This window comes from Herbaspirillum sp. WTB6 (assembly GCF_057457785.1).
Window position 1 is genome coordinate 2,893,915 of the sequence record NZ_CP176522.1, and the last position, 20,547, is coordinate 2,914,461.

Below are 20,547 nucleotides of genomic sequence, written 5' to 3' on the forward strand. Positions count from 1 at the left end.
GGTCGCCATTCACTCCTTGCAGCATCCTGCGCATCAGATTTGAGCTGCGTCATAATCTTGCTAAATATCAATGAGATAGAGAATAATGAGTATGCTTATCCACAGGGTTGCCAACGGGTTCTGTGGGTAAGTCGCATCGAGCCGGCGCGCCATCGCCTCGCTCCCATGTCGCCGGGTCGCCGGGTCGGCGGGTGTTGAACCAGGATTCTTCCGACGATATTTTTCGGGCGGCCAAATCCTGAAGGGCAAGGCAGCAGGGTTTTCGTTTTCTTTCGCCACCGACGAAAATGATTAAAATCGTGTCAGCATGACAGGTCCAAGCACGCATGCATGGCGGGTGTTCCACTTGTATTGATGGGTTTCCTATGCCGGAGTCCGAACCGATTATCGATGCCGAGCAGGGGAGGTTCATGCAGGGCGGGGTGTCGATCGCCGTCGGCAGTTGCGATGCGCAAAATATACCGAGCGTGGTGCGGGGCTTGGGATGCTGGATTGCGCCGGATCGGCGCCTGGTCAAGGTTTTTGTGGCAAGAAGCCAGGCATCCACGGTACTGGCCGATATTGCGGAATGTGGTGCGGTCGCCGTCGTATTCAACAGGCCGACCACCCATCGCACGATTCAGGTGAAGGGCTTGAACGCGGTGCTGACCACGGTTGCGGAGTCCGATCTGGTGCTGATTGCGAGGCACGAAGACCAATTCACGTGCGAACTGCAAGTGCTCGGTTTTTCGGAGGTGTTCGTGCGAACCGTGCTCGCGTATTCGTCGCCGGAGCTGGTTGCCGTGGAGTTCAATCCGATCGCCGCATTCTCGCAAACGCCGGGGCCGCATGCGGGCGAACCGTTAAGGGCCGGCGCATGAGATTCCGGCTGGATGCGATTCGTGAGTGCTTCGAAGGCGTGATTCCGGCAATCATGGCCACCGCGGGCGTGGACGGCATGCCCAATGTCGCCTATCTGTCGCAAGTGCAATTCATCGATGCGCAGCGGATTGCATTGTCCTATCAGTTTTTCAATAAGACGCGGCAGAACATCCTCGCCAATCCGTCGGCAACGTTGCTGGTCACGAATCCGGTGACCGCCGCCCAGTATCGACTGTCCTTGCGCTATTCGCATACCGAGACGTCCGGCCAGGTGTTTGAAGAAATGAAGGCCAAGCTGGCCGGGATTGCGTCGCATACCGGTATGAGCGGCGTGTTCCGGCTGCTTGGCTCCGATATCTTCCACGTGCTTGAGATCACGGTCGTCGCGGGTGCAAGCTTGCCGGCGCCGCCGCCTGCTCGCAATCTGTTGTCGGCTCTACGCATATGCACGCAACGTATCTCCGCCTGCACCGATCTGGAGCGATTGCTGAGTGAAACCTTGTTCTGCCTGAATCGCTATCTGGATATCGAGCACGCGATGCTGCTGATGGCGGACGCGTCCTGCAAGCGGTTGTATACCGTGGGCAGTCACGGCTACCAGGAGTCCGGCATCGGGTCCGAAATTGCTTTCGGCAGCGGCGTGATCGGTGTCGCCGCGCGTGAGATGACGCCGATCCGCATCGGCCACATGAATTCCGAGTATGCCTATAGTCGTGCGGTGAAGCAAAGCACCAGAATGAGCGGCGACGAGGGTGGATTCGAGCCTGAAATACCGATGCCTGGATTAAGCGAGTCGCGCAGCCAGTGCGCGGTGCCGATCATTGCCTTTCGCAAGCTGGTCGGTATTCTATATGTTGAAAGTCCGCGGGATTTGCGTTTCAGCTATGACGACGAGGATGCGCTGCTGGCGCTTTCCGGGCAACTGGGCATGGCGATTCATGCGCTGCAGCGTGCGACCGAGGAGGCGGAAGAAGGTGCTTCCGAGGAATCGACGCCGCAACTGCCGAGCGGGGAGATCCTGTTGGTTCGTCATTTCGCGGAAAACGACAGCATTTTCCTGGATGACGAATATCTGATCAAGGGTGTTGCCGGTTCCATCTTCTGGACCTTGATACGCGACTATGTCGAACAGCATCGGGTTGCCTTCACCAACCGCGAGTTGCGCCTGGATGCCAGGATTCGCCTGCCCGATATCAGCGACAACCTCGAAGCACGCCTGATTCTACTGGCGCGCCGCCTGAGCGAGCGCGGGAAGTGCGTGCGCATCGAAAAAACCGGGCGCGGGCGCTTTCGGCTGAGCGTTAGCCGCCCGGTGCAACTGGTCGAGCTGCCAGCTTAGCGGCCGCACAGCTTCATGCCACCAGGCGTTCGGGCTGTGCCAATGCGGTCACCAGCTTGCTCCAGTCGCGCGCGCCCAGGCAGTCGCGTGCCAGTTCGCGGGCGCCCTCAAATACCAGTGCGGGCGCGGTTTGCCGTATGCCAGCCAGGAGTTCCGCGCGCTCTGCTGGATTCATCCCGGGGATCATCCAGCGCAGGCAAACCGCCATTTCTTCCGGGGAGAGCGAGGCGACGATTGCCTGTTCGATGGCAATCAGTTCGGCATCCGAATGCGTTTCCCATAACACCGCGTTGTTCCAGGTTTCTTCGACATTCATGTGTGTCAGGTTTTCGGCGACGAACTGCGCCAGGAATTGCTGCACCTCCGCCAGGGCGCAGGCACGGGAAGTGCCGGATTCCTGTTCCAGCGCGGTGGCCAGCGCATGGATTTTTTCGAGCGCCTCGACATGGTGGGAATGATCTCCTGCCGTCACGCCGGACGATCCGGGGCGGCGCGCCTCCATGGACGGATGAACAAACTGGTTTTCATGTGCCAGGTGCCCCGCGCAAAATACCGCCAGGCCGCGGACCTGGGTTACTGCCGCCACGACGTCCTGCTCGTCGTTGATATCCAGTCGCCCCACCATGGTCAGCGTATCGCACATAAAGGCGCGCACCGCCTTGTGAATGCCACGGTAAATATCCACGCGCGAGCCAGTGGCCGAGCCGGAGCGTTGCATTTCCGAATTGATGTGATCCATATCCATTCCTGTTCATTGAAAATCAACATTGGATGCCGCGTGTAGCCACGCGATCAATGGCACCAATGATAGGGAAGGCTGGTTCGGGGTTTTCTTAATACTTTATTCAATAAATCCTAAAAAAACCTTAAAGGACATGCTTCATTGCCGATCGGGATTTTCTTTGCATGATGGCAATTGCAGGAACAATGTCACAGCCTCGTCATGCAGGATGAGTAATATCGCGTTGCTGCGGTGAGCAACTGCAGATATTTTCTTCGTGAGTTATCCAGACATCTGGATTTGCCCGTTTCGTCGCAAGATGTGCGGGCTTTTTTACGTTTCAAGCGGATCAGGCGAGAATTGCATGAAGAGGATGGAGTAACTAAGATATATAAAATAAGAATATCTGCTATCACAATAAACAAGCAGACTATTATGCTGCGGCGCAGTAAGATGCTCCTGTCTCCTCCAATCTCCTCCTAAAGAATTGGATTTAGCCCGTAGCCGCAAGGTTCGCGGGCTTTTTTTTTATGCAACAACAGGTTATGTTGCGCCGCATAATGACGAGCGATTAAAACTGGCTCAAAATTGGCGCGTGGATAAAAGTCCACACAGGAGGAACAAGGAGACTAGGGCCCGCTGAACGTTAGTTCAGCGGGCCTTTCAGTTCATGCGGCCGTGCTACGGTAGGTGCAGTCGAGGGAAATGGCTGTCGGAGTTGCGGAACTGGCGGGTGCGCGGCATATCTGCGCGGACGCGAATCCATAAGGCAGCCGCCTGATTGTCGGCGCAATCGTGTTAGAAGAAAATTCACTGCAGATCTGCGCCAGCCGAAAGCAAGATCGGCGATGCACGGTGTAATTTCCTGTAAGAAATTAAATCTAGTGTATATTTTGCCATTGCTGTGTCTCGACTGGTCAATTTTGAGGAGAGTCATGCATGGTAAAGCAAGAACAAATAGGGGCGGATAACAAATCCTGGCTGGCCGGGCTTGCCCGTTCGATGACCGAAGAGCACGATTATTTACCGCAGGTGGAGGGCACTGTCCCGCCCGCGTTGCGAGGAACCCTGTATCGGAACGGTCCTGGACGTTTTGATCTAGGCGGCATGCGCAAGACCCATTTGCTGGACGGCGACGGCATGATCCAGGCGTTCGACTTCGGTGGAGGCAAGGTGCGTTATCGCAACCGCTTTGTCCGCACTGAAAAATACGTCGCCGAAGAGCAGGCCAGGCGTGTGCTGCTGCCAACCTGGACCACGCGTGCGCCGGGCGGGATGTTGCGCAACATGGGCAACCGCATCAAGTCGCAGGCGGGCGTCACGACCCAGGTCAAGAACGGCTGCCTGTTCGCCTTCGATGAGGTGAGCCTGCCTTACGGCCTCGATCCCGATACGCTGGAAACCCGCGGCGAACAGCAGGTGGGTCCGCCGGACTGCGGCGCGGACTACAAGGCGCACACCAAGACGGACGCCAAAACCGGGGAATGGCTGCTGCTCGGAATGGAGTATGGCCCGCGCACGTACTTGCATCTGGTCGTGCGCACCGCGGGTGGAGAGCTACGCCATCATCAGCGCCTGACGGCTCCGCGTGCATCTTATATTCACGACTGGTTCATCACCGAGCGTTACGCCCTGGTGCTGTTGCATCCGCTTGAGCTATCGCTGTTCCGTTACCTGAGCGGTGTGGCCAGCTTTACCGACAGCCTGCAGTGGAAGCCGGAGCAGGGCAACCTGCTGATGGTGATCGACCGTAGCGGCGCGGCACAGCCGGTGCTGCTGGAGACGTCGGCCTGTTTCATGTGGCATAGCCTGAATGCGTTCGAAACGGCGGATTCGATTGTTGCCGATTTCGTCGGTTATCAGGAACCAGACCACTTTATCGGTGAAAAGGCCGCGTTCCGGCTCATCATGGAGGGCCGGCAGGGGCTGCAGCAGTATGCGGGGACGGTGCGGCGCTACGTGATCAACCTGCGACAGGGAAAAATCGTCGAGGAAGCTGTGAGTTCGGAAAATCATGAGTTTCCGATGGTCGATGCTCGCGTTGCCGGGTATCGCCACCGTTTCGGCTACTTTACGACCGCGCCGGGGGCGACGGTTTTTCATAACGGGCTGGCGCGTCTGGATATGGAGAGCGGCAAGCGCGATTTCCTGTATCTGGACGATACTCACCTGGGCGAACCGATTTTCGTGCCGGACGAGACTGCCGCCGGTGAGCAGGGCTGGTTACTCACCATGGGGTTGGACGGGGGCAGCGGTAATTCATTCCTCGGCATCTTCCGCGCTGACCGCCTGGCAGACGGGCCGACTGCGCGCGTCTGGCTGCGGCATTCCACCCCACTCAGTTTCCACGGGTACTGGCATTCCCGCGCCAGTTGAATTGCAGGAGATTACTTCCATGAACATGTTTTCGAAATCCAATCGCTCGCTGGCATCGCTTCGGCTGCTGCCGCTGATCGCCCTGCTCGCATGCGTCACGCATGTGGCGGCGGCGACGCTGACCGTCGTCGTCTCGGGAGTGAAAGACGCGAGCGGGCAGGTCGCGGTTGCGGTATTTGCCGGGCCGGACCATTTTGCCAAAGATGACACCAAGGCTATCCGCCGAATCATGGTGCCGATAGACGGTTCGACCAACTCCGCCACGGCCGTGGTGACGGACCTGCCCGCCGGAAGCTATGCGATCGCCGCCTTCCACGACCACGACAACAGCGGCAAACTCGAGACAAATTTCCTTGGCATGCCAACCAAGGGTTACGGTTTTTCAAATAATCCGAAACCGAAAATGCGTGCAGCACGCTATGACGAGGCGCGCTTCGAGCTGCCGGACAGTGGGGTGACGATGCAGATACAACTGGTTTACTAGCTTACTAGCGCAACGGCGGAGTCGAGCGTCGCCTCGACAGGTGCCAACGACGGGATATACCAAATATCTATTTCCGCTATCACGAGAAATGAGCAGACGTCGATGCTGCGCCGCAGTATGATTCGTCTGTCTCCTCCAATTTCCTCCTAAAGAATTGGATTTAGCCCGCAACCGCAAGGTTCGCGGGCTTTTTTTTGTGCTGCCAGAGAGCGGGCGTGTGGCGCCGCATGTTGCCGTGCCACGAGTTTTGGCTCGGAATCGGCGCGTGGATACAAGCTCGCGAGGAAGATCCAGGAAAACCAAGGCCCGCTGAACGCTGGTTCAGCGGGCCTTTTGCATGAGCGGGTCGCAAGTTTGCGAAGTCGCCGCAAGGCGCCGATCAGGCGGTCGATTGCGCCTCGGTGACGGGCGTATCGGCACTCGGCAACGGCAACTTCCAGTCGCGTGCCGGGTGGCGGCCGGTACTGCGGCTTCCGGTAGCCAGCGGTGGCCAGTTGTGCTCGATGCGGCTGGCGATATGTGCCAGCGCGGCTTCCACCTGGTCGATCAGAATCAGGCACAGGTCGCCCGGATGCAGGCCGCTTAGCGCGCGGTCGATGGCTGGAAATTCGCCGTGGATTTCCTGAATCGACTTGGTGCGCGGTGCGCCGGTCAGACCCTGGCGCAAGAGTGCGATCACTTCGCCGTCAGCGCGGCCGCGCTGGCACTGATCTTCGTACAGAATGACCTGATCGAAGGCGGCGCCCAGAATCTCGGTCTGACGGCGGATGTCGATATCGCGGCGGTCACCGGCGGCGCTGATGACGGCTACCCGACGCTGTGCCGGCATCTTCTCGATGGCCTGCGTCAGTGCCAGAATCGCATCTGGATTGTGACCATAATCGGCAATCAGCGTCGCGCCACGATAGGCGAACACATTGAAGCGGCCGGGAGCGGTCTCGGCGTCGCTGACGAAGCTGGAGAGCGCGGCACGGATCGTGCGCCAATCGATACCCAGCCCCCAGGCGGCGGCGATTGCCGCCATCGCATTCTCCACCTGGAAGCTGATGACGCCGTTGCTGGTGAGCGGAATGCGGGACAGGCTGATTTCCTGGCTGTGGCCGTTTTCGAAGGCGACGATGCGTTCGCCGTCGCGATAGATCACGCGTTGCCCTTTGGCGCGATGGGTGGCGATCAGCGGATGGTCGCGTTCCATGGCAAAAAATGTCACCGAGCCCGGGCAATCCTGCGCCATGCTGGCCACCAGCGGGTCGGCCGCATTTAGCACGGCAACGCCGCTTGGGGCGACGTTTTGCACGATGACGCGCTTGACGACCGCCAGGTCTTCGACGGTGCTGATGAAGTTCAGGCCCAGATGGTCGCCGAGGCCGATATTGGTGACCACTGCGACATCGCAGCGATCGAAGCCGAGGCCTTCGCGCAGCACGCCACCGCGCGCGGTTTCGAACACGGCGGCATCGACGTCCGGGTGCATCAGCACGTTGCGGGCGCTGCGCGGGCCGCTGCAGTCGCCGCTGTCGATGCGCTGGTTCTGGATGTACACGCCGTCGGTGCTGGTCAGGCCGACCCGCAATTCGTCGCAGGCAAGAATGTGCGCAATCAGGCGTGCGGTCGTGGTCTTGCCGTTGGTGCCGGAGACGGCGACCACTGGAATCCGGCCGTCGTCGTCGGCGTCATACATGGAACCGATGATGGCTTCGCCGACGTCGCGTCCGACCCCAAAGGATGGCTGGATGTGCATGCGCAAGCCGGGTGCGGCATTGACTTCGACGATCCCGCCGCCTTGCGCCTCCAGCGGCGTGATGACGTTTTCGCAAACCACATCGACGCCGCAGATGTCGAGCCCGACCATGCGCGCTGCTTCCACTGCGCGCGCCGCCATTTCCGGATGGACGTCGTCGGTGACGTCGGTGGCGGTGCCGCCGGTCGAGAGGTTGGCATTGTTGCGCAGCACTACGCGCGCGCCCTTGGGCGGAACGGTGTCGACGGTGTAGCCACGCTTGGCCAGCGTCGCCAGCGCGATATCGTCGAGCCGGATCTTGGTCAGCGAAGTGGCGTGGCCGTCGCCGCGCAGCGGGTCGAGGTTGATCTGCCGTACCAGCTCGGCGATCGTGTGCACGCCGTCACCGGTGACTTGCGGCGGCGTGCGACGGGCCGCGGCCACCAGCTTGTCGCCGACCACCAGCAGCCGGTAGTCGTGTCCGGCCAGATGGCGTTCGACGATCACGTCCGAGCTGATTTCGCAGGCCGCGGCGTAGGCGGCGAGGATTTCTTCGCGCGTGCTGATGTTGCAGGCGACACCCTTGCCCTGATTGCCGTCGCGCGGCTTGACCACTACCGGCGCACCGACCTCCTGCGCCGCGCGCCAGGCGTCTTCGGCGTCCGCCACCGAACGGCCATGCGGCACCGGGACGCCGGCGGTGGCCAGCAGGAATTTGGTCAGTTCCTTGTCTTGTGCGATCGATTCGCCAATGGCGCTGGTGCGATCGGTTTCCGCGGCCTGGATGCGGCGCTGGCGGCTACCCCAGCCAAACTGCACCATGCTGCCTTCGGTCAGGCGGCGGAACGGAATGCCGCGCTTGACGGCGGCCTGCACGATGGCGCCGGTGCTGGGGCCGAGCCGCACATCCTCGTCCAGTTCGCGCAATTGCGCCAGCGCGGATTCAAGGTCGAATGGCTGGTCATCGAGCGCGCTTTGGCATAGCGTCAGCGCCAGTTCGAAGGCGAGGCGGCCGACCGCTTCCTCGGTGTATTCGACCACCACCTGGTAGGTGCCGCTTTGCACGGTTTCGACCGTGCGCGAAAAGGAAATCGGGCACCCGGCCTGCGCTTGCAGGCCGAAGGCCGCGTATTCCAGCACGTGCGCCAGCGAGAAGGTGGGTTCCTGGTCGTGCGGGTGCAGGAAGCTGATTTGCGGAAAACGCGCGCACAGCCGGGCTTCAAACCCGGGAATGTCGGCGGCCGAGCGCTCGGCGTCGGAACAGGAGACGATGGCTTCGATGGCGGTGCGCCGGCTCCAGAGGTTGGGCCCGCGCAGCGCCCGTATCCGCGAAATGTCCATGGACAGGTTTCCTTGTTGAACCGTTTCTTGTCAGTGCAGAACGGTGGATTGGTGATTGCCGGAGAAGGCCGCCGATGACGCGCTGGCGGTCGGTTTTTCCCGCGGTGTTTCAAGGCCGGCGCGAATCACGTCAGTCGGCATGTCGAGCGCCCAGGCGGCTGCCGTTGCGGCCAGAATGGTTTCCAGTTGCGCCGCGGCATTCGGCGCAAACAGCACTTCCGCGCCCAGCGTGGCCAGCGCCGTTTGCTTGCTGCCGGTGGCCAGTACCACGCGGGCGCCGTCGATGAATACTGCGCGCCCGCCATCCTTGCGGTGTTGCGCCAGTGCCGGCAAGGCCGCGCTGCGGCCGAACAGCATCACTTCGCCGTCGCACAGCGGCGCTAGCGCCAGCACCGCCGGATCGGCCGCGTTCAATACCGCGACGCCATCGGACAGCACGACATCGACCTGGGTGCGCAGCACGTTGGCCAGTTGTTCGCAGTCATGGATGTGATATTCCGGCAGCAGTGCCTCGGTATCGAGGTTGGTGACGACGCCGACCTGGCAGCGGTCGTAGGCCAGCCCTTCGCCCAGAATCGCCGGCAAGCCGCTCTCGAACACCCCGACTTCGACCGCATGGTTCAGCAGGATGCGCTGGGCGGATTGGCCGTTGGCGCAATCGCCGGCCTTGATGCAGCGCTGATCCAGGAACAAGCCGTCGCTGCAAGCCAGGCCGGCATATACCCCTTGCAGATGCAACAGCCGTGCCAGCAGACGTGCTACCGCGTTCATGCCACGGCTGCCGCTGATGCCGACCAGCGGAATCCGGCCGTTGGCATCGGCTGCAAACAGGTGATCGATGATGGCGCGGCCGACAGGGCGCGGGGAACCTTCGGCTGGTTTCAGGTGCATCAACAGGCCCGGACCGGCATTGACTTCAACGATGGCGCCGTGCTGCTCTTCCAGCGGCCGACTGATGTCCTCTGCCACCAGGTCGACGCCGGCAATGTCCAGTCCAACGATGCGCGCAGCCAGCGATGCCGCTGCCGCCACCGCCGGATGCACCTGATCGGTGACATCGAAGGCGACATTGCCGTTGCGCTGTACCAGAATTTTTTCGCCGGCAGCCGGAACGGATTCCGTCGTATAGCCCTGACGTGCCAGTTCCAGCAGCACGACGCCCGGGTCGTCCGCCTCGTCGATCAGGATCAGATTGAGCGGGCAGTCCTCGCTGCTGCCGCGGCGCGGATCGCTGTTGAGCTGGCTATTGATCAGTTCGGCAACGCTGGATTTGCCGTCGGCAATCACAGTGGCCTCTTCGCCGCGAGCGGTAGCCACCAGTTTGCCGCCGATGATCAGCAGACGGTGTTCGTGGCCGCGGATGAAACGCTCAACGATGACGTCACTGCTTTCCTGTTCCGCCAGCAGAAAGGCGGCTTCGATATCGGCGGCTGAATTCAGATTCGTCGAAACTCCGCGACCGTGGTTGCCATCCAGCGGCTTGATGACGACCGGCAGGCCGATGCTTTCGGCGGCTTCCCATGCCTCGGCGGCGCTGTTGACGATGCGGCCTTCCGGCACCGGGACGCCGCAGGATTGCAGCAGGGTCTTGGTCAATTCCTTGTCGCTGGAAATGGTTTCGGCAATCGCGCTGGTCTGATCGGTTTCGGCGGTCCAGATGCGGCGCTGGCGCGCGCCGTAGCCAAACTGCACCAGATTACCTGCATTCAGGCGAAAGAACGGGATGCGTCGTTCGGCGGCGGCATCGACAATGCAGGCGGTGCTGGGGCCGAGGCACAGCGTATCGACCATCTTGTGCAATGCTTTGACCGTGGCGCCGACGTCGTAGGGCTGGTCTTCAATCGCTGCCATTACCAAGTCGCGCGCGGCATACAGCGCGCTGCGGCTGACCCGTTCGTCGCGGGTGCGCACCACGACCTTGTACAGGCCGCGGGTGGCGGTGCTGCGTGCCTTGCCGAAACCGGTTTGCATGCCGGCCAGGTTTTGCAACTCGATCATCACGTGTTCGAGGATGTGGGCGGGCCAGGTACCATCGCGCAAGCGTTGCAGGAAACCGCCGCGCTCGCCGATGCCGCAGCGGTGCTCGATCAAACCGGGCAGCCAGGCAGTGAGGCGCTCATAAAAGCCGGGGATGGTGTTCGAGGGCGAATCTTCGAGGGCGCCGATATCGACCCACGCTTCCAGGGCAGGACGATAAGTCCAGATATTCGGGCCGCGTAAAGTGATTACATTGACAATTTCAATGGTCTTTTTAGTCATGACTCTCGGGTCCGGTGGGGCATGGTCAAGCAAAAATCGGCAAAAACTGTGAAATTCATAGCTACCGATAACGCGCGCACCGCGCAAATGGTTTACAGGTTGGCCAAATAAATATTTGGCGTGTCAACAGAATCGGTCCCTGGCGCGTTCAAGGATGACGGGTTCGGTCGATCGCCTGTATGATCCGACCCGGCCGTGATTCGGCTATAGTGCGGCTGCATTGCGACCGAGCCGCATACCGGGCGACGCTGCGCCGCCAAGGCCGCAGCGCGAATCTCCTGCTGCCTCCACCAAAATCGAGTACCGAATGTCGTCAACGAGTGAGCCACTGCCGGTTTCCTGGCGGGCCGATCTGCAATCCCGTCTGGAACAGCAAGAAACCGTGCTCGCCATCCTGGAACTGGATCTGGACGCGCGCCTGCGTTTTCGTCCCGGCCTGCTGGTGCTGACGGGGCACCGGCTGCTGGCCGGTAACGGTGCTGCGGACGGCTGGAGCGAGTGGCCGCTGACTCCCGGACTGGGATTGCTGCTGCATGACCATGCCGGTGTCGGCACGCTCGAATTGCATGATGGCGGCGTGCGCCTGGCGCGCTGGCGCTTTACGCTCGGCCGCAATGCGGTAGCGCTGCAACTGGTGCGCAGTTTTGATCGGCTCCGGGCGGCAGCAGCCGGCGGTCCGGCGGCAAGCGCGCCGCTGACGCTATCCTGCCCGAATTGCTCGGCGCCGCTGGAACCGGGCCGGCAGTGCGCGGCCTGCAGCCCGCCGCCACCGACGCCGCCCTCGACCTCGACCCTGTTCCGCCTGTGGCGCTTCGCCAAACCATATCAGTGGCAATTGCTGGCCGGGTTCCTGCTGACATTGATCGCGACCGCCGCCAACCTGGTGCCGCCGTACCTGACCATGCCACTGATGGACAATGTGCTGATCCCGTATCAGAACGGCAAGCCGATCGATGTCGGCTTGGCCGGGCTGTACCTGGGCGGACTGCTGGCGTCGGCCTTGTTCGCCTGGGGCCTGAGTTGGGCCAAGACCTACATCCTGGCGCTGGTATCGGAACGGATCGGCGCCGACCTGCGTACCGCCACCTATGAACACCTGATGCGGCTGTCGCTCGAATATTTCGGCGGCAAGCGCACCGGCGACCTGATCGCGCGCATCGGCTCGGAAACCGACCGCATCTGCGTGTTTCTTTCACTGCATTTGCTGGATTTCGCCACCGACGTCCTGATGATCGCCATGACCGCGGTGATCCTGGTGTCGATCAATCCATGGCTGGCGCTGGTGACCTTGCTGCCGCTGCCGTTCATCATCTGGATGATCCATGTGGTGCGCGACCGCTTGCGGCACGGTTTCGAAAAGATCGACCGCATCTGGTCGGAAGTGACCAACGTGCTGGCCGATACCATTCCCGGCATCCGCGTGGTCAAGGCGTTCGCGCAGGAAAAGCGCGAGGCGGCGCGCTTTCGCGAAGCCAACCAGCACAACCTGGCGGTCAACGACCGTGTCAACAAGGTATGGTCGCTGTTTTCGCCGACCGTCACGCTGCTGACCGAAATCGGCCTGCTGGTGGTGTGGGCGGTCGGCATCTGGCAGGTCGGGCATGGCGACATCACGGTCGGCGTGCTGACCGCGTTCATCGCCTACATCAGCCGCTTCTACACGCGGCTCGATTCGATGAGCCGCATCGTCTCGGTGACGCAGAAAGCGGCCGCTGGCGCCAAACGCATCTTCGATATCCTGGATCACGTCTCGAACGTGCCGGAGGCGGCGCGTCCACTGCCGGTCGAGCGGCTGCAGGGCCGGATCGAGTTGCGCCAGGTCGGTTTCCGCTACGGCAATCAGGCGGTGATTCGCGGCCTCGATCTGTCGATTGCGCCGGGCGAGATGATCGGCCTGGTCGGCCACAGCGGCTCCGGCAAGAGCACGCTGGTCAACCTGATCTGCCGTTTCTACGACGTCTCGGAAGGCTCGATCCGGGTCGACGGCACTGACATCCGGCAGTTTTCGATCGCCGGCTATCGGCGCAATATCGGCCTGGTGCTGCAGGAGCCGTTCCTGTTCTTCGGCACCATTGCCGAGAACATCGCCTACGGCAAGCCGGATGCGACGCGCGCCGAGATCGTCGCCGCCGCCCGCGCTGCGCACGCGCACGAATTCATTTTGCGGCTGCCGCACGGCTACGACTCGCTGGTAGGGGAGCGCGGCCAGACCTTGTCCGGTGGCGAGCGCCAGCGCATCTCGATTGCGCGCGCGCTGTTGATCGATCCGCATATCCTGATCCTGGACGAAGCCACGTCCTCGGTCGATACCACCACCGAGCGCGAAATCCAGACGGCGCTCGACAACCTGGTGCGCGGCCGCACCACGATCGCGATTGCGCACCGGCTCTCGACCTTGCGCCGCGCCAGCCGCATCGTGGTGCTGGATCGCGGCCAGATCGTCGAAGTCGGGCCGCACGACGAGCTGCTGGCGCGCGAAGGCGCCTACTTCAAGCTGCATCAGGCGCAGGCGCGGCTGACCGAGGCCGATCTGGCGCAATCCTCGCCCGAAAGCGAGGAGAGGCTGGAGCGCATCGCATGAATCCGTTTGAATTGAGTCGCAATGCCGCCGGGCGGCTGGTGTACCGGGCACCGGGTGAGGACATCAGCCATGAAGGCGTGGTGCCGGTGCGCGCATTTCCGATTGCCGCGCCCGACGAGAGCCTGGCGCTGGTGGCGGCCGATGGCCGCGAACTGTGCTGGATCGACAACTTGGCCGCGCTACCGCAGCAAGCCCGGGATTTAATCGTCGAAGAGCTGGAAAGCCGCGAATTTCTGCCGCAAATCCGGCGCATTGTGGGTGTTTCCAGCTTTGCCACGCCCAGCACCTGGAGCGTCGAGACCGACCGCGGCGATGCCCGCTTCGTGCTGAAGGGCGAGGAAGACATTCGCCGCATCGGCGAGAGCCGGCTGCTGATCGCTGACAGTCACGGAATCCAGTTTCTGATTCGTGACGTGGCGGCGCTGGACAAGGCCAGCCGCAAGTTGCTGGACCGGTTCTTATAGAATTTTCCAGCGCGATCTGGAGTATGAAGTCCAGACGGCCGGTTAATGCCCGTAAATAGCTACCTATCGTAGGAGTATCAATCCTTCTCACGCGCCAGTGCCAGGAATTCGGTGCGCAATCCGAGGTTGGTCTGCAACTCGCCCAGCATCGCCGATGTCACGGTTTCTTCGCCCGGAGTGCGAATGCCGCGGCTTTCCATGCATAAATGCCGGCAGCGGATGACGACTCCGACCGACAGCGGCTGCATCTCGGTCATCAGCGCTTCGGCGATCTGAATCGTCAGCCGCTCCTGCACTTGCAGTCGCTTGGCGAAGCAATCCACCAGCCGGGTCAGCTTGGATAACCCGACGATCTTGCCATTGGGCGTATAGCCGATCGTGGCCATGCCGAAAAACGGCGCCAGATGATGCTCGCAATGGCTGTAGACCGGAATCCCGCGCACCACGATCAGTTCGTTGTATTGCTCGGCGCCATCCTCGAATACCTTCAGCACCTCGGCCGGATTCTGGTGGTAGCCGGAAGTCCAGTGCTTCCAGGCCGTCGCTACGCGCTGCGGCGTTTCGCGCAGGCCGCTGCGCTCGGTGTCCTCGCCGATGCTCTGCAGGAAGCGGCGCCAGTCGTCTACGCCAAATTGTTGCTCGTCCATTATGGGGTTCCTTTCCTGGGTGCTGCCGCGCGTCGATCGGGCGCACGCAACGCTGCCCGTTTCTGCAAATGCTCGCCATTATGCCGTCTATGGCGCACGCGCGCTGCCGCAGCATGCGGCGAGAATTGCCATCCGAAGAAATACCCGGGCCGGTAAAATGGTGCGCAGACAAGCAGCATGCCGCTACCTCGGCAGCATTTTCCCCACATACGCCCTTGCATCTCCATGGACTATACCGTCGTCGATACCCAGATTTCCCCCGAAGGCCGGATGGACGTGCTGTCCCGCGCCGAAGTTCACCAGTTGCGCGATACCAGCCAGGGCGGCCTGTACCGCCTGTTTCGCAACTGTTCGCTGGCGGTGCTGAATTGCGACAGCCGTATCGATGACGGCAAGCAATTGCTGGAACGGCATCCCGATTTTTCGATCAGCGTGATCCAGCGCGAGCGCGGCATCAAGCTGGAGGTGCGCAACGCGCCGGCTTCCGCCTTTGTCGACGGCAAGATGATCAAGGGCATCCAGGAGCATCTGTTTTCGGTATTGCGCGACGTCATCTACGCCAGCGCGGAAATCAAGCGCAATCCGAAGTTCGATCTCGGCACCTCGGCCGGGCTCACCAACTCGGTGTTCCATATCCTGCGCAATGCCAATCTGCTGCATCCGCAGATCAGCCCGAACCTGGTGGTGTGCTGGGGCGGCCATTCGATCCCGGACCATGAATACCGCTACACCAAGGAAGTCGGCTATCAGCTCGGCTTGCGCGCGCTCGACATTTGCACCGGCTGCGGCCCGGGCGCGATGAAGGGGCCGATGAAGGGCGCCACCATCGGCCACGCCAAGCAGCGCCTGCCCGGCGGCCGCTATCTCGGCATTTCCGAGCCGGGCATCATCGCCGCCGAAGCGCCCAACCCGATCGTCAACGACCTGGTGATCCTGCCTGACATCGAAAAGCGGTTGGAGGCATTCGTGCGCCTCGGCCATGGCATCGTCGTGTTTCCCGGCGGCGCCGGCACGGCCGAAGAGGTTCTGTACATCCTCGGCATCCTGCTGCATCCGGACAATCGCGAGATTCCATTTCCGCTGATTTTTACCGGCCCGGCTTCCGCCGCCGATTATTTTGACCAGATCGACCAGTTCGTGGCCGACACGCTGGGCGACGAGGCGCGGCGCCATTACCGGATCATCGTCAACGATCCGGTGCAGGTGGCGCGTGAAATGGAAGCCGGCATCAAGCGCGTGCGGGCCTTCCGCAAGGAACGCGGCGACGCCTACTACTTCAACTGGCTGCTGAAAATAGACCATGAGTTGCAACAGCCGTTCGTGCCGACGCACACCACCATGCGCGACCTGAAGCTGCACCAGGGCCAGCCGACCAACGTGCTGGCGGCCAATCTGCGGCGTGCGTTTTCCGGCGTGGTGGCTGGCAACGTCAAGGAACAGGGGATACGCGCGATCGAGCAATTCGGGCCGTTCGAACTGCACGGCGATCGCGCCGTCATGCAATCGATGGATGCGCTGCTGCGCGCCTTCGTCGAGCAGGGGCGGATGAAATTGCCCGGCAGCGTCTACACGCCGTGCTATCGCATCATGCGGTAAGCGTGCCCGCGGCTGGCTGGCAGCCGATGGTCAGGACCTGCCACTGCGGGTGCGCCTGCGGCGCGCACCAGACGTCGAAATGCAGTTGCGCCAGCGCCAGCGGGTCCTGCAGCAGCAGATCCGCCTGTGTCGCCGTCAGCGCGCCGGGGCCGTGCTGCAGCGCGCTTTGCGCCAGTTCCGCGTGCCGGGCGCGGGTCGCGGCCGGTAAACCGGGATGCGCCCTGGCGCAGGCGCACACCAGCGCGTTCAGCAAAGGGTCGGCTACCGCGCGGGAAAAATCCGGCATCGGCGGTGTTTCTTGCAGATAGCCGCTGGTGGCCCGCAGTTCCGGCGGCGGCTGTATTTCTTCCGGAATCAGGAACAATTGCCGCTGCCGCAGGCGGCGGCCGAGCCCAACACGGCTGGACAGCACCGAGAGCGGTATCGACAGCACCAGGGCGCCGACGATCGGCAGCAGCCACCACAGGAATGACGGGTTGAGCCAAAACACGCCGGCGCCCCATGCCAGCCCGAGCAGCGTATGGCCGCCATGCTTGCGCAGGGCTTCGCCCCAGCTGGTTTCGGCGTCGTCGCGCGGCGGCGATTTCCAGCGGACTTCCCAGCCGAGGAAGGCGGCCGCCACGAAGCGCGAATGAAACAGCATGCGCACCGGCGCCAGCAGAGCGGAGAACACCAGCTCCAGCAGCATGCTGGCGGCAAGCCGCAGGCAGCCGCCAAAGGCGCGTGCGCCCTGCGCACAAATCAGCCCCACGCTCAATATCTTGGGCAGGAACAAGAGCGTGGCGGTGGCCGAGAATAGCGCCAGTGCCTTTTCCGGGTGCCACTCGGGCCAGATCGGAAACAACTGGAACGGTTGGGTGAAGTATTGCGGAACGGAAAGCGTATGCGAAGCCAGCATGCCGGTCGACAGCGCCAGGAACAGCAACCACAGTGGCGCTGACAGGTAGGCCATGACGCCGGTGGCGAACACCGCGCGATGCACCGGATGCATGCCGTGCGCGGTAAACAGCCGGAAATTCATCAGGTTGCCGTGGCACCAGCGGCGGTCGCGCTTCAGCTCGTCCAGCAGGTTGGGCGGCATTTCCTCGTAGCTGCCGTCGAGGTCGTAGGCGATCCACACCGCCCAGCCGGCGCGCCGCATCAACGCCGCCTCGACGAAGTCGTGCGACAGGATGTCGCCGGCCAGCGCGCCGCGCCCCGGCAGCGGCGCCAGCGCGCAATGGCGGATGAAGGGTGCCATGCGGATGATGGCGTTGTGACCCCAGTAGTGCGACTCTCCCAGTTGCCAGTAGTGCAGGCCGGCGGTAAACAGCGGGCCGTAGACGCGCGTGGAGAACTGCTGGATGCGTGCATACAGCGTGTCGCGCCCGGAAGCGCGCGGCGCGGTCTGGATGATGCCGGTGCCGGGGTTGGCTTCCATCAGCCGCAGCAGCGTCGCCAGGCACTCGCCGCTCATCACGCTGTCGGCATCCAGCACCACCATATAGCGGTAGTTACCGCCCCAGCGGCGGCAGAAATTGTCGATGTTGCCGCTCTTGCGCTTGACCCGGCGCCGCCGGCGCCGGTAGAAGATGCGGCCGAAGCCGTCGACCGCCCGGCACAACCGGTCCCAGGCCGCCAGCTCGGCCACGTACAGGTCAGGCTGGCTGCTGTCGCTCAGCACGAAGAAATCGAAATGCGCCAGGGTACCGCTGCGCTGCACCGATTCATAGGTTGCGCGCAGCCCGGCGAAGACGCGTGCCACGTCTTCATTGCAGATCGGCATCACGATTGCGGTGCGAGCAGCGGCGGCAATCGGCCGGCCGGCCAGATCGCCGGCGGCGGAAGCGGAGATCATGTAGCGGTCGCCGCCGCGCAGCAGTACCAGCAAGCCGGCCATGGCAGTCCAGAAGCCGGCCGAGACCCAGCAAAACAGGATGGCGAACAAGGCCAGCGTCACCATCTCCAACGGCTTGGTGCCGTGATAGGGCAATACCGCGCTCATGAAGTACGCGGCCAGCGCGGTTTGTCCGAACATCAGCAACAGCAGGGTCAGCCGCCGCCAGCCGCCGCTGCGCTGCCAGTTGTCGTACGCGGGCGGTGCCTCCGCTGGCGGTGCTGCGCCGCGCGTGCCGTGGCCGCGCAGCGCGCGCCACCAGCGGTGTAACGGGTTTAATCCGCCCCAAGGTTGCGGCACCATCGAGATGCGCCGGATTGGCGGCGTGGTGGCGCCGGCTTGGGACAGGCAGGCAGCGGCTTGGTCAGCGGCCGCTCCGCGGCGCAGCCGCAGGCGGGCGGCGACCGAGGCATAGGCGGGGTTGCCGTCCTCCGCATGCGACCCGGTCAGCGCCTGGTGCAGCGCCCGCATCGCCTGTTGCGGGCTGGCGCCATTTGCCTCGCCGGGGCGCAGCAGCGCTTGCCGCTGCGCCGCCGTCAGCGGCAGTCGAGCCAGGTACGCGGCGCAGGGCGCCGACCGGCCTGCCGCTTGCGTGTCCGGGGCGCGGGTTAGTTGGGCGGTAATATGTAACTCCAGGTTTCGGATAGGGTGTCGCCGCCGTTGCGCAGGTAGCCGCGCAACTCGACCGGCTTGGCGTCGTCGTTGCGGCGCAGGCGCACGGTCATGCGCCAGCCGCCGCTGACGTCGTTGCGGTAGGTGTTGGTTTCCAGCAGCTTGCCGTTGGCATCGCTGCTGACGATCGCCTCCAGTTTCGTGTCCGGCGCCAGCCTGGCCAGGGCTGGCCCTTCGAAATCGACCACCAGCGCCAGGCTGTCGTCGACCTTGCGCAGGTAGCCATGGCCGCGCCGGGTCTGCGTCACCCAGGATAGCGGCGGCCGCGTTTCGCTGTCCTTTTGCCACAGCATGCGGTATTCGATCTGGTACGGCTTGCCCGGCGTCGGCATCACTTCCGGCACCCAGAAGGCGACCGCGTTGTCGTTGGTTTCATCCGGCGTCGGCAGTTGCACCAGTTCGATGCGGCCGGCGCCCCAGTTGCCGATCGGCTCGATCCAGACGCTCGGCCGCATTTCGTAGTGGGCCTCCAGATCCTGGAAGCTGGCGAATGCACGGTCGCGCTGCATCATGCCGAAGCCTTGCGGGTTGGTCAGTGCGTATGAGGTCACCAGCAGGCGCTTCGGATTGACCAGCGGGCGCCAGATCCATTCCCCAGTGCCGGATTGCACCGACAGACCGTCGGAATCGTGCACTTCGGGCCGGTAATCCTCGACCGCCGAGCGCTGGTTTTCACCAAAAAAATACATGCTGGTGAGCGGCGCGATGCCGAGGATCGTGACGTTTTCGCGCAGGTATAGCTGGGACTTGACCTCGATGGCGGTGGTTTCGCCCGGCTTCAGCACGAAGCGATAGGCGCCACTGACGCGGGACGAATCGAGCAGCGCATAAATCGTCAGGTCCTTGTCGCGCGCCTGCGGCCGCTGCAGCCAGAACTCGGTGAACTGCGGGAATTCCTCGCCCGAGTTGAGCGCCGTGTCGACTGCCAGTCCACGCGCCGAAATGCCGTACAACTGGCCTTTGCCGAGCGCGCGCAGATAGCTGGCGCCAAGAAACACCAGCACCTCGTCCTTGTATTTCTGCGTATTGACCGGGTAGTGCACACGAAAACCGGCGAAGCCGAGGTGCTGCAACTGTCTGGGGTCGAGCCGGTTTTTGCCGTAGTCGAACAGGGCCGGCTTGAACTTGATCTCATGCACGCCGCGGCTGCTGATTTCGTTGATCTTCACCGGGTGATCGTAAAACAGGCCCTGGTGGAAAAACGCCACTTCGAACGGCAGCCTGGCGCTGCGCCACAGCGATTGTTCCGGGTTGAAGCGGATGTCGCGATACTGATCGTAGCTCAGGTTCTGGATTGCCTTGGGCAGGTTGGCAGCCGGTTTTCTGTAGGGAGTTTGCGCCAACTGCTGCGCGCGCAGCGAGATGTCGTTAAAGTCGAACGCAAAGGCGCGATGCGGGAGAAGAGCCGTACACCAGGCCAGCGCCAAGAGCAGCAGATAGCGGCGAGCGATGGCACCTGGGACGGGGTTCGGAGGCATCGGATTCCTGTTCCAATGAAGGTTATTAACTGGATTGATCGGCAAGATGCGCTTTTCGTTCCCGAATGAAACGAGGCGCTCGGGTCACATCGCTGTTTGATTGATACTGACTATAGTATTTTTTTAAAATCC

General features: G+C 62.4%; 13 protein-coding genes. 7 read left to right on the forward strand and 6 right to left on the reverse strand.

The genetic code is table 11. From position 1 onward, the window contains the following. Positions 1–326: 326 nt before the first annotated feature. Both ACK2VC_RS13510 and ACK2VC_RS13515 read left to right on the forward strand, forming a co-directional pair. The gene (locus ACK2VC_RS13510) at positions 327–860 is read left to right on the forward strand and encodes a hypothetical protein (RefSeq protein WP_486730882.1); all 534 of its coding nucleotides are present in this window, start codon (positions 327–329) and stop codon (positions 858–860) included. After that, positions 857–2,200, forward strand: coding sequence for a GAF domain-containing protein (locus ACK2VC_RS13515; RefSeq protein ID WP_486730883.1), 1,344 nt, complete (start codon positions 857–859; stop codon positions 2,198–2,200). The genes ACK2VC_RS13510 and ACK2VC_RS13515 overlap by 4 nt, the downstream gene beginning before the upstream one ends. A 13-nt stretch (positions 2,201–2,213) precedes the next feature. Here the strand turns inward: ACK2VC_RS13515 and ACK2VC_RS13520 are convergent, their stop codons facing one another. Beyond that, a complete protein-coding gene (locus tag ACK2VC_RS13520) occupies positions 2,214–2,939 on the reverse strand; it encodes a hemerythrin domain-containing protein (RefSeq protein ID WP_486730885.1) in 726 nt (241 codons plus the stop codon). A 921-nt stretch (positions 2,940–3,860) separates the two neighbouring features. Between ACK2VC_RS13520 and ACK2VC_RS13525 the strand changes: the two genes are divergently transcribed. Next, positions 3,861–5,297: a carotenoid oxygenase family protein gene (locus ACK2VC_RS13525; RefSeq protein ID WP_486730887.1), complete on the forward strand. Its 1,437-nt coding sequence runs from the start codon at positions 3,861–3,863 to the stop codon at positions 5,295–5,297. A gap of 19 nt (positions 5,298–5,316) precedes the next feature. Then, the gene (locus ACK2VC_RS13530) at positions 5,317–5,781 is read left to right on the forward strand and encodes a DUF2141 domain-containing protein (RefSeq protein ID WP_486730888.1); all 465 of its coding nucleotides are present in this window, start codon (positions 5,317–5,319) and stop codon (positions 5,779–5,781) included. 379 nt (positions 5,782–6,160) lie between these two features. On the opposite strand, the gene cphA is transcribed toward ACK2VC_RS13530, so the two are convergent. Next, positions 6,161–8,842 carry a cyanophycin synthetase gene (cphA, locus tag ACK2VC_RS13535; RefSeq protein ID WP_486730889.1) on the reverse strand — a complete coding sequence of 894 codons (2,682 nt, stop codon included), beginning with the start codon at positions 8,840–8,842 and terminating at the stop codon, positions 6,161–6,163. A 30-nt stretch (positions 8,843–8,872) separates the two neighbouring features. Beyond that, positions 8,873–11,101, reverse strand: a complete 2,229-nt coding sequence (locus ACK2VC_RS13540; RefSeq protein WP_486730890.1) for a cyanophycin synthetase — start codon at positions 11,099–11,101, stop codon at positions 8,873–8,875. Between the two features lie 307 nt (positions 11,102–11,408). On the opposite strand from ACK2VC_RS13540, the gene ACK2VC_RS13545 reads away from it, so the two are divergent. Both ACK2VC_RS13545 and ACK2VC_RS13550 read left to right on the forward strand, forming a co-directional pair. Next, positions 11,409–13,682, forward strand: a complete 2,274-nt coding sequence (locus tag ACK2VC_RS13545) for a cyanophycin metabolism-associated ABC transporter (RefSeq protein ID WP_486730892.1) — start codon at positions 11,409–11,411, stop codon at positions 13,680–13,682. Beyond that, on the forward strand, positions 13,679–14,146 hold the full coding sequence (locus ACK2VC_RS13550) for a cyanophycin metabolism-associated DUF1854 family protein (RefSeq protein ID WP_486730893.1): 468 nt from the start codon (positions 13,679–13,681) through the stop codon (positions 14,144–14,146). Before ACK2VC_RS13545 ends, ACK2VC_RS13550 begins: the two co-directional genes overlap by 4 nt. A gap of 77 nt (positions 14,147–14,223) precedes the next feature. Here ACK2VC_RS13550 and folE read toward each other — a convergent pair whose 3' ends face one another. Beyond that, positions 14,224–14,793 (reverse strand): GTP cyclohydrolase I FolE, encoded by a 570-nt coding sequence (gene folE, locus ACK2VC_RS13555; protein WP_486730894.1) that lies wholly within the window; start codon positions 14,791–14,793, stop codon positions 14,224–14,226. A gap of 225 nt (positions 14,794–15,018) precedes the next feature. Here folE and ppnN point away from each other — a divergent pair, with 225 nt between their 5' ends. Next, positions 15,019–16,389: a nucleotide 5'-monophosphate nucleosidase PpnN gene (ppnN, locus tag ACK2VC_RS13560; RefSeq protein ID WP_486730895.1), complete on the forward strand. Its 1,371-nt coding sequence runs from the start codon at positions 15,019–15,021 to the stop codon at positions 16,387–16,389. Here ppnN and mdoH read toward each other — a convergent pair. Together mdoH and ACK2VC_RS13570 are read right to left on the reverse strand one after the other, a co-directional pair. Next, positions 16,379–18,901: a glucans biosynthesis glucosyltransferase MdoH gene (gene mdoH, locus ACK2VC_RS13565; protein ID WP_486733244.1), complete on the reverse strand. Its 2,523-nt coding sequence runs from the start codon at positions 18,899–18,901 to the stop codon at positions 16,379–16,381. The two genes, ppnN and mdoH, sit on opposite strands and share 11 nt — an antisense overlap. Then, on the reverse strand, positions 18,874–20,415 hold the full coding sequence (locus ACK2VC_RS13570; protein ID WP_486730896.1) for a glucan biosynthesis protein G: 1,542 nt from the start codon (positions 20,413–20,415) through the stop codon (positions 18,874–18,876). The genes mdoH and ACK2VC_RS13570 overlap by 28 nt, the downstream gene beginning before the upstream one ends. Positions 20,416–20,547 lie beyond the last annotated feature (132 nt).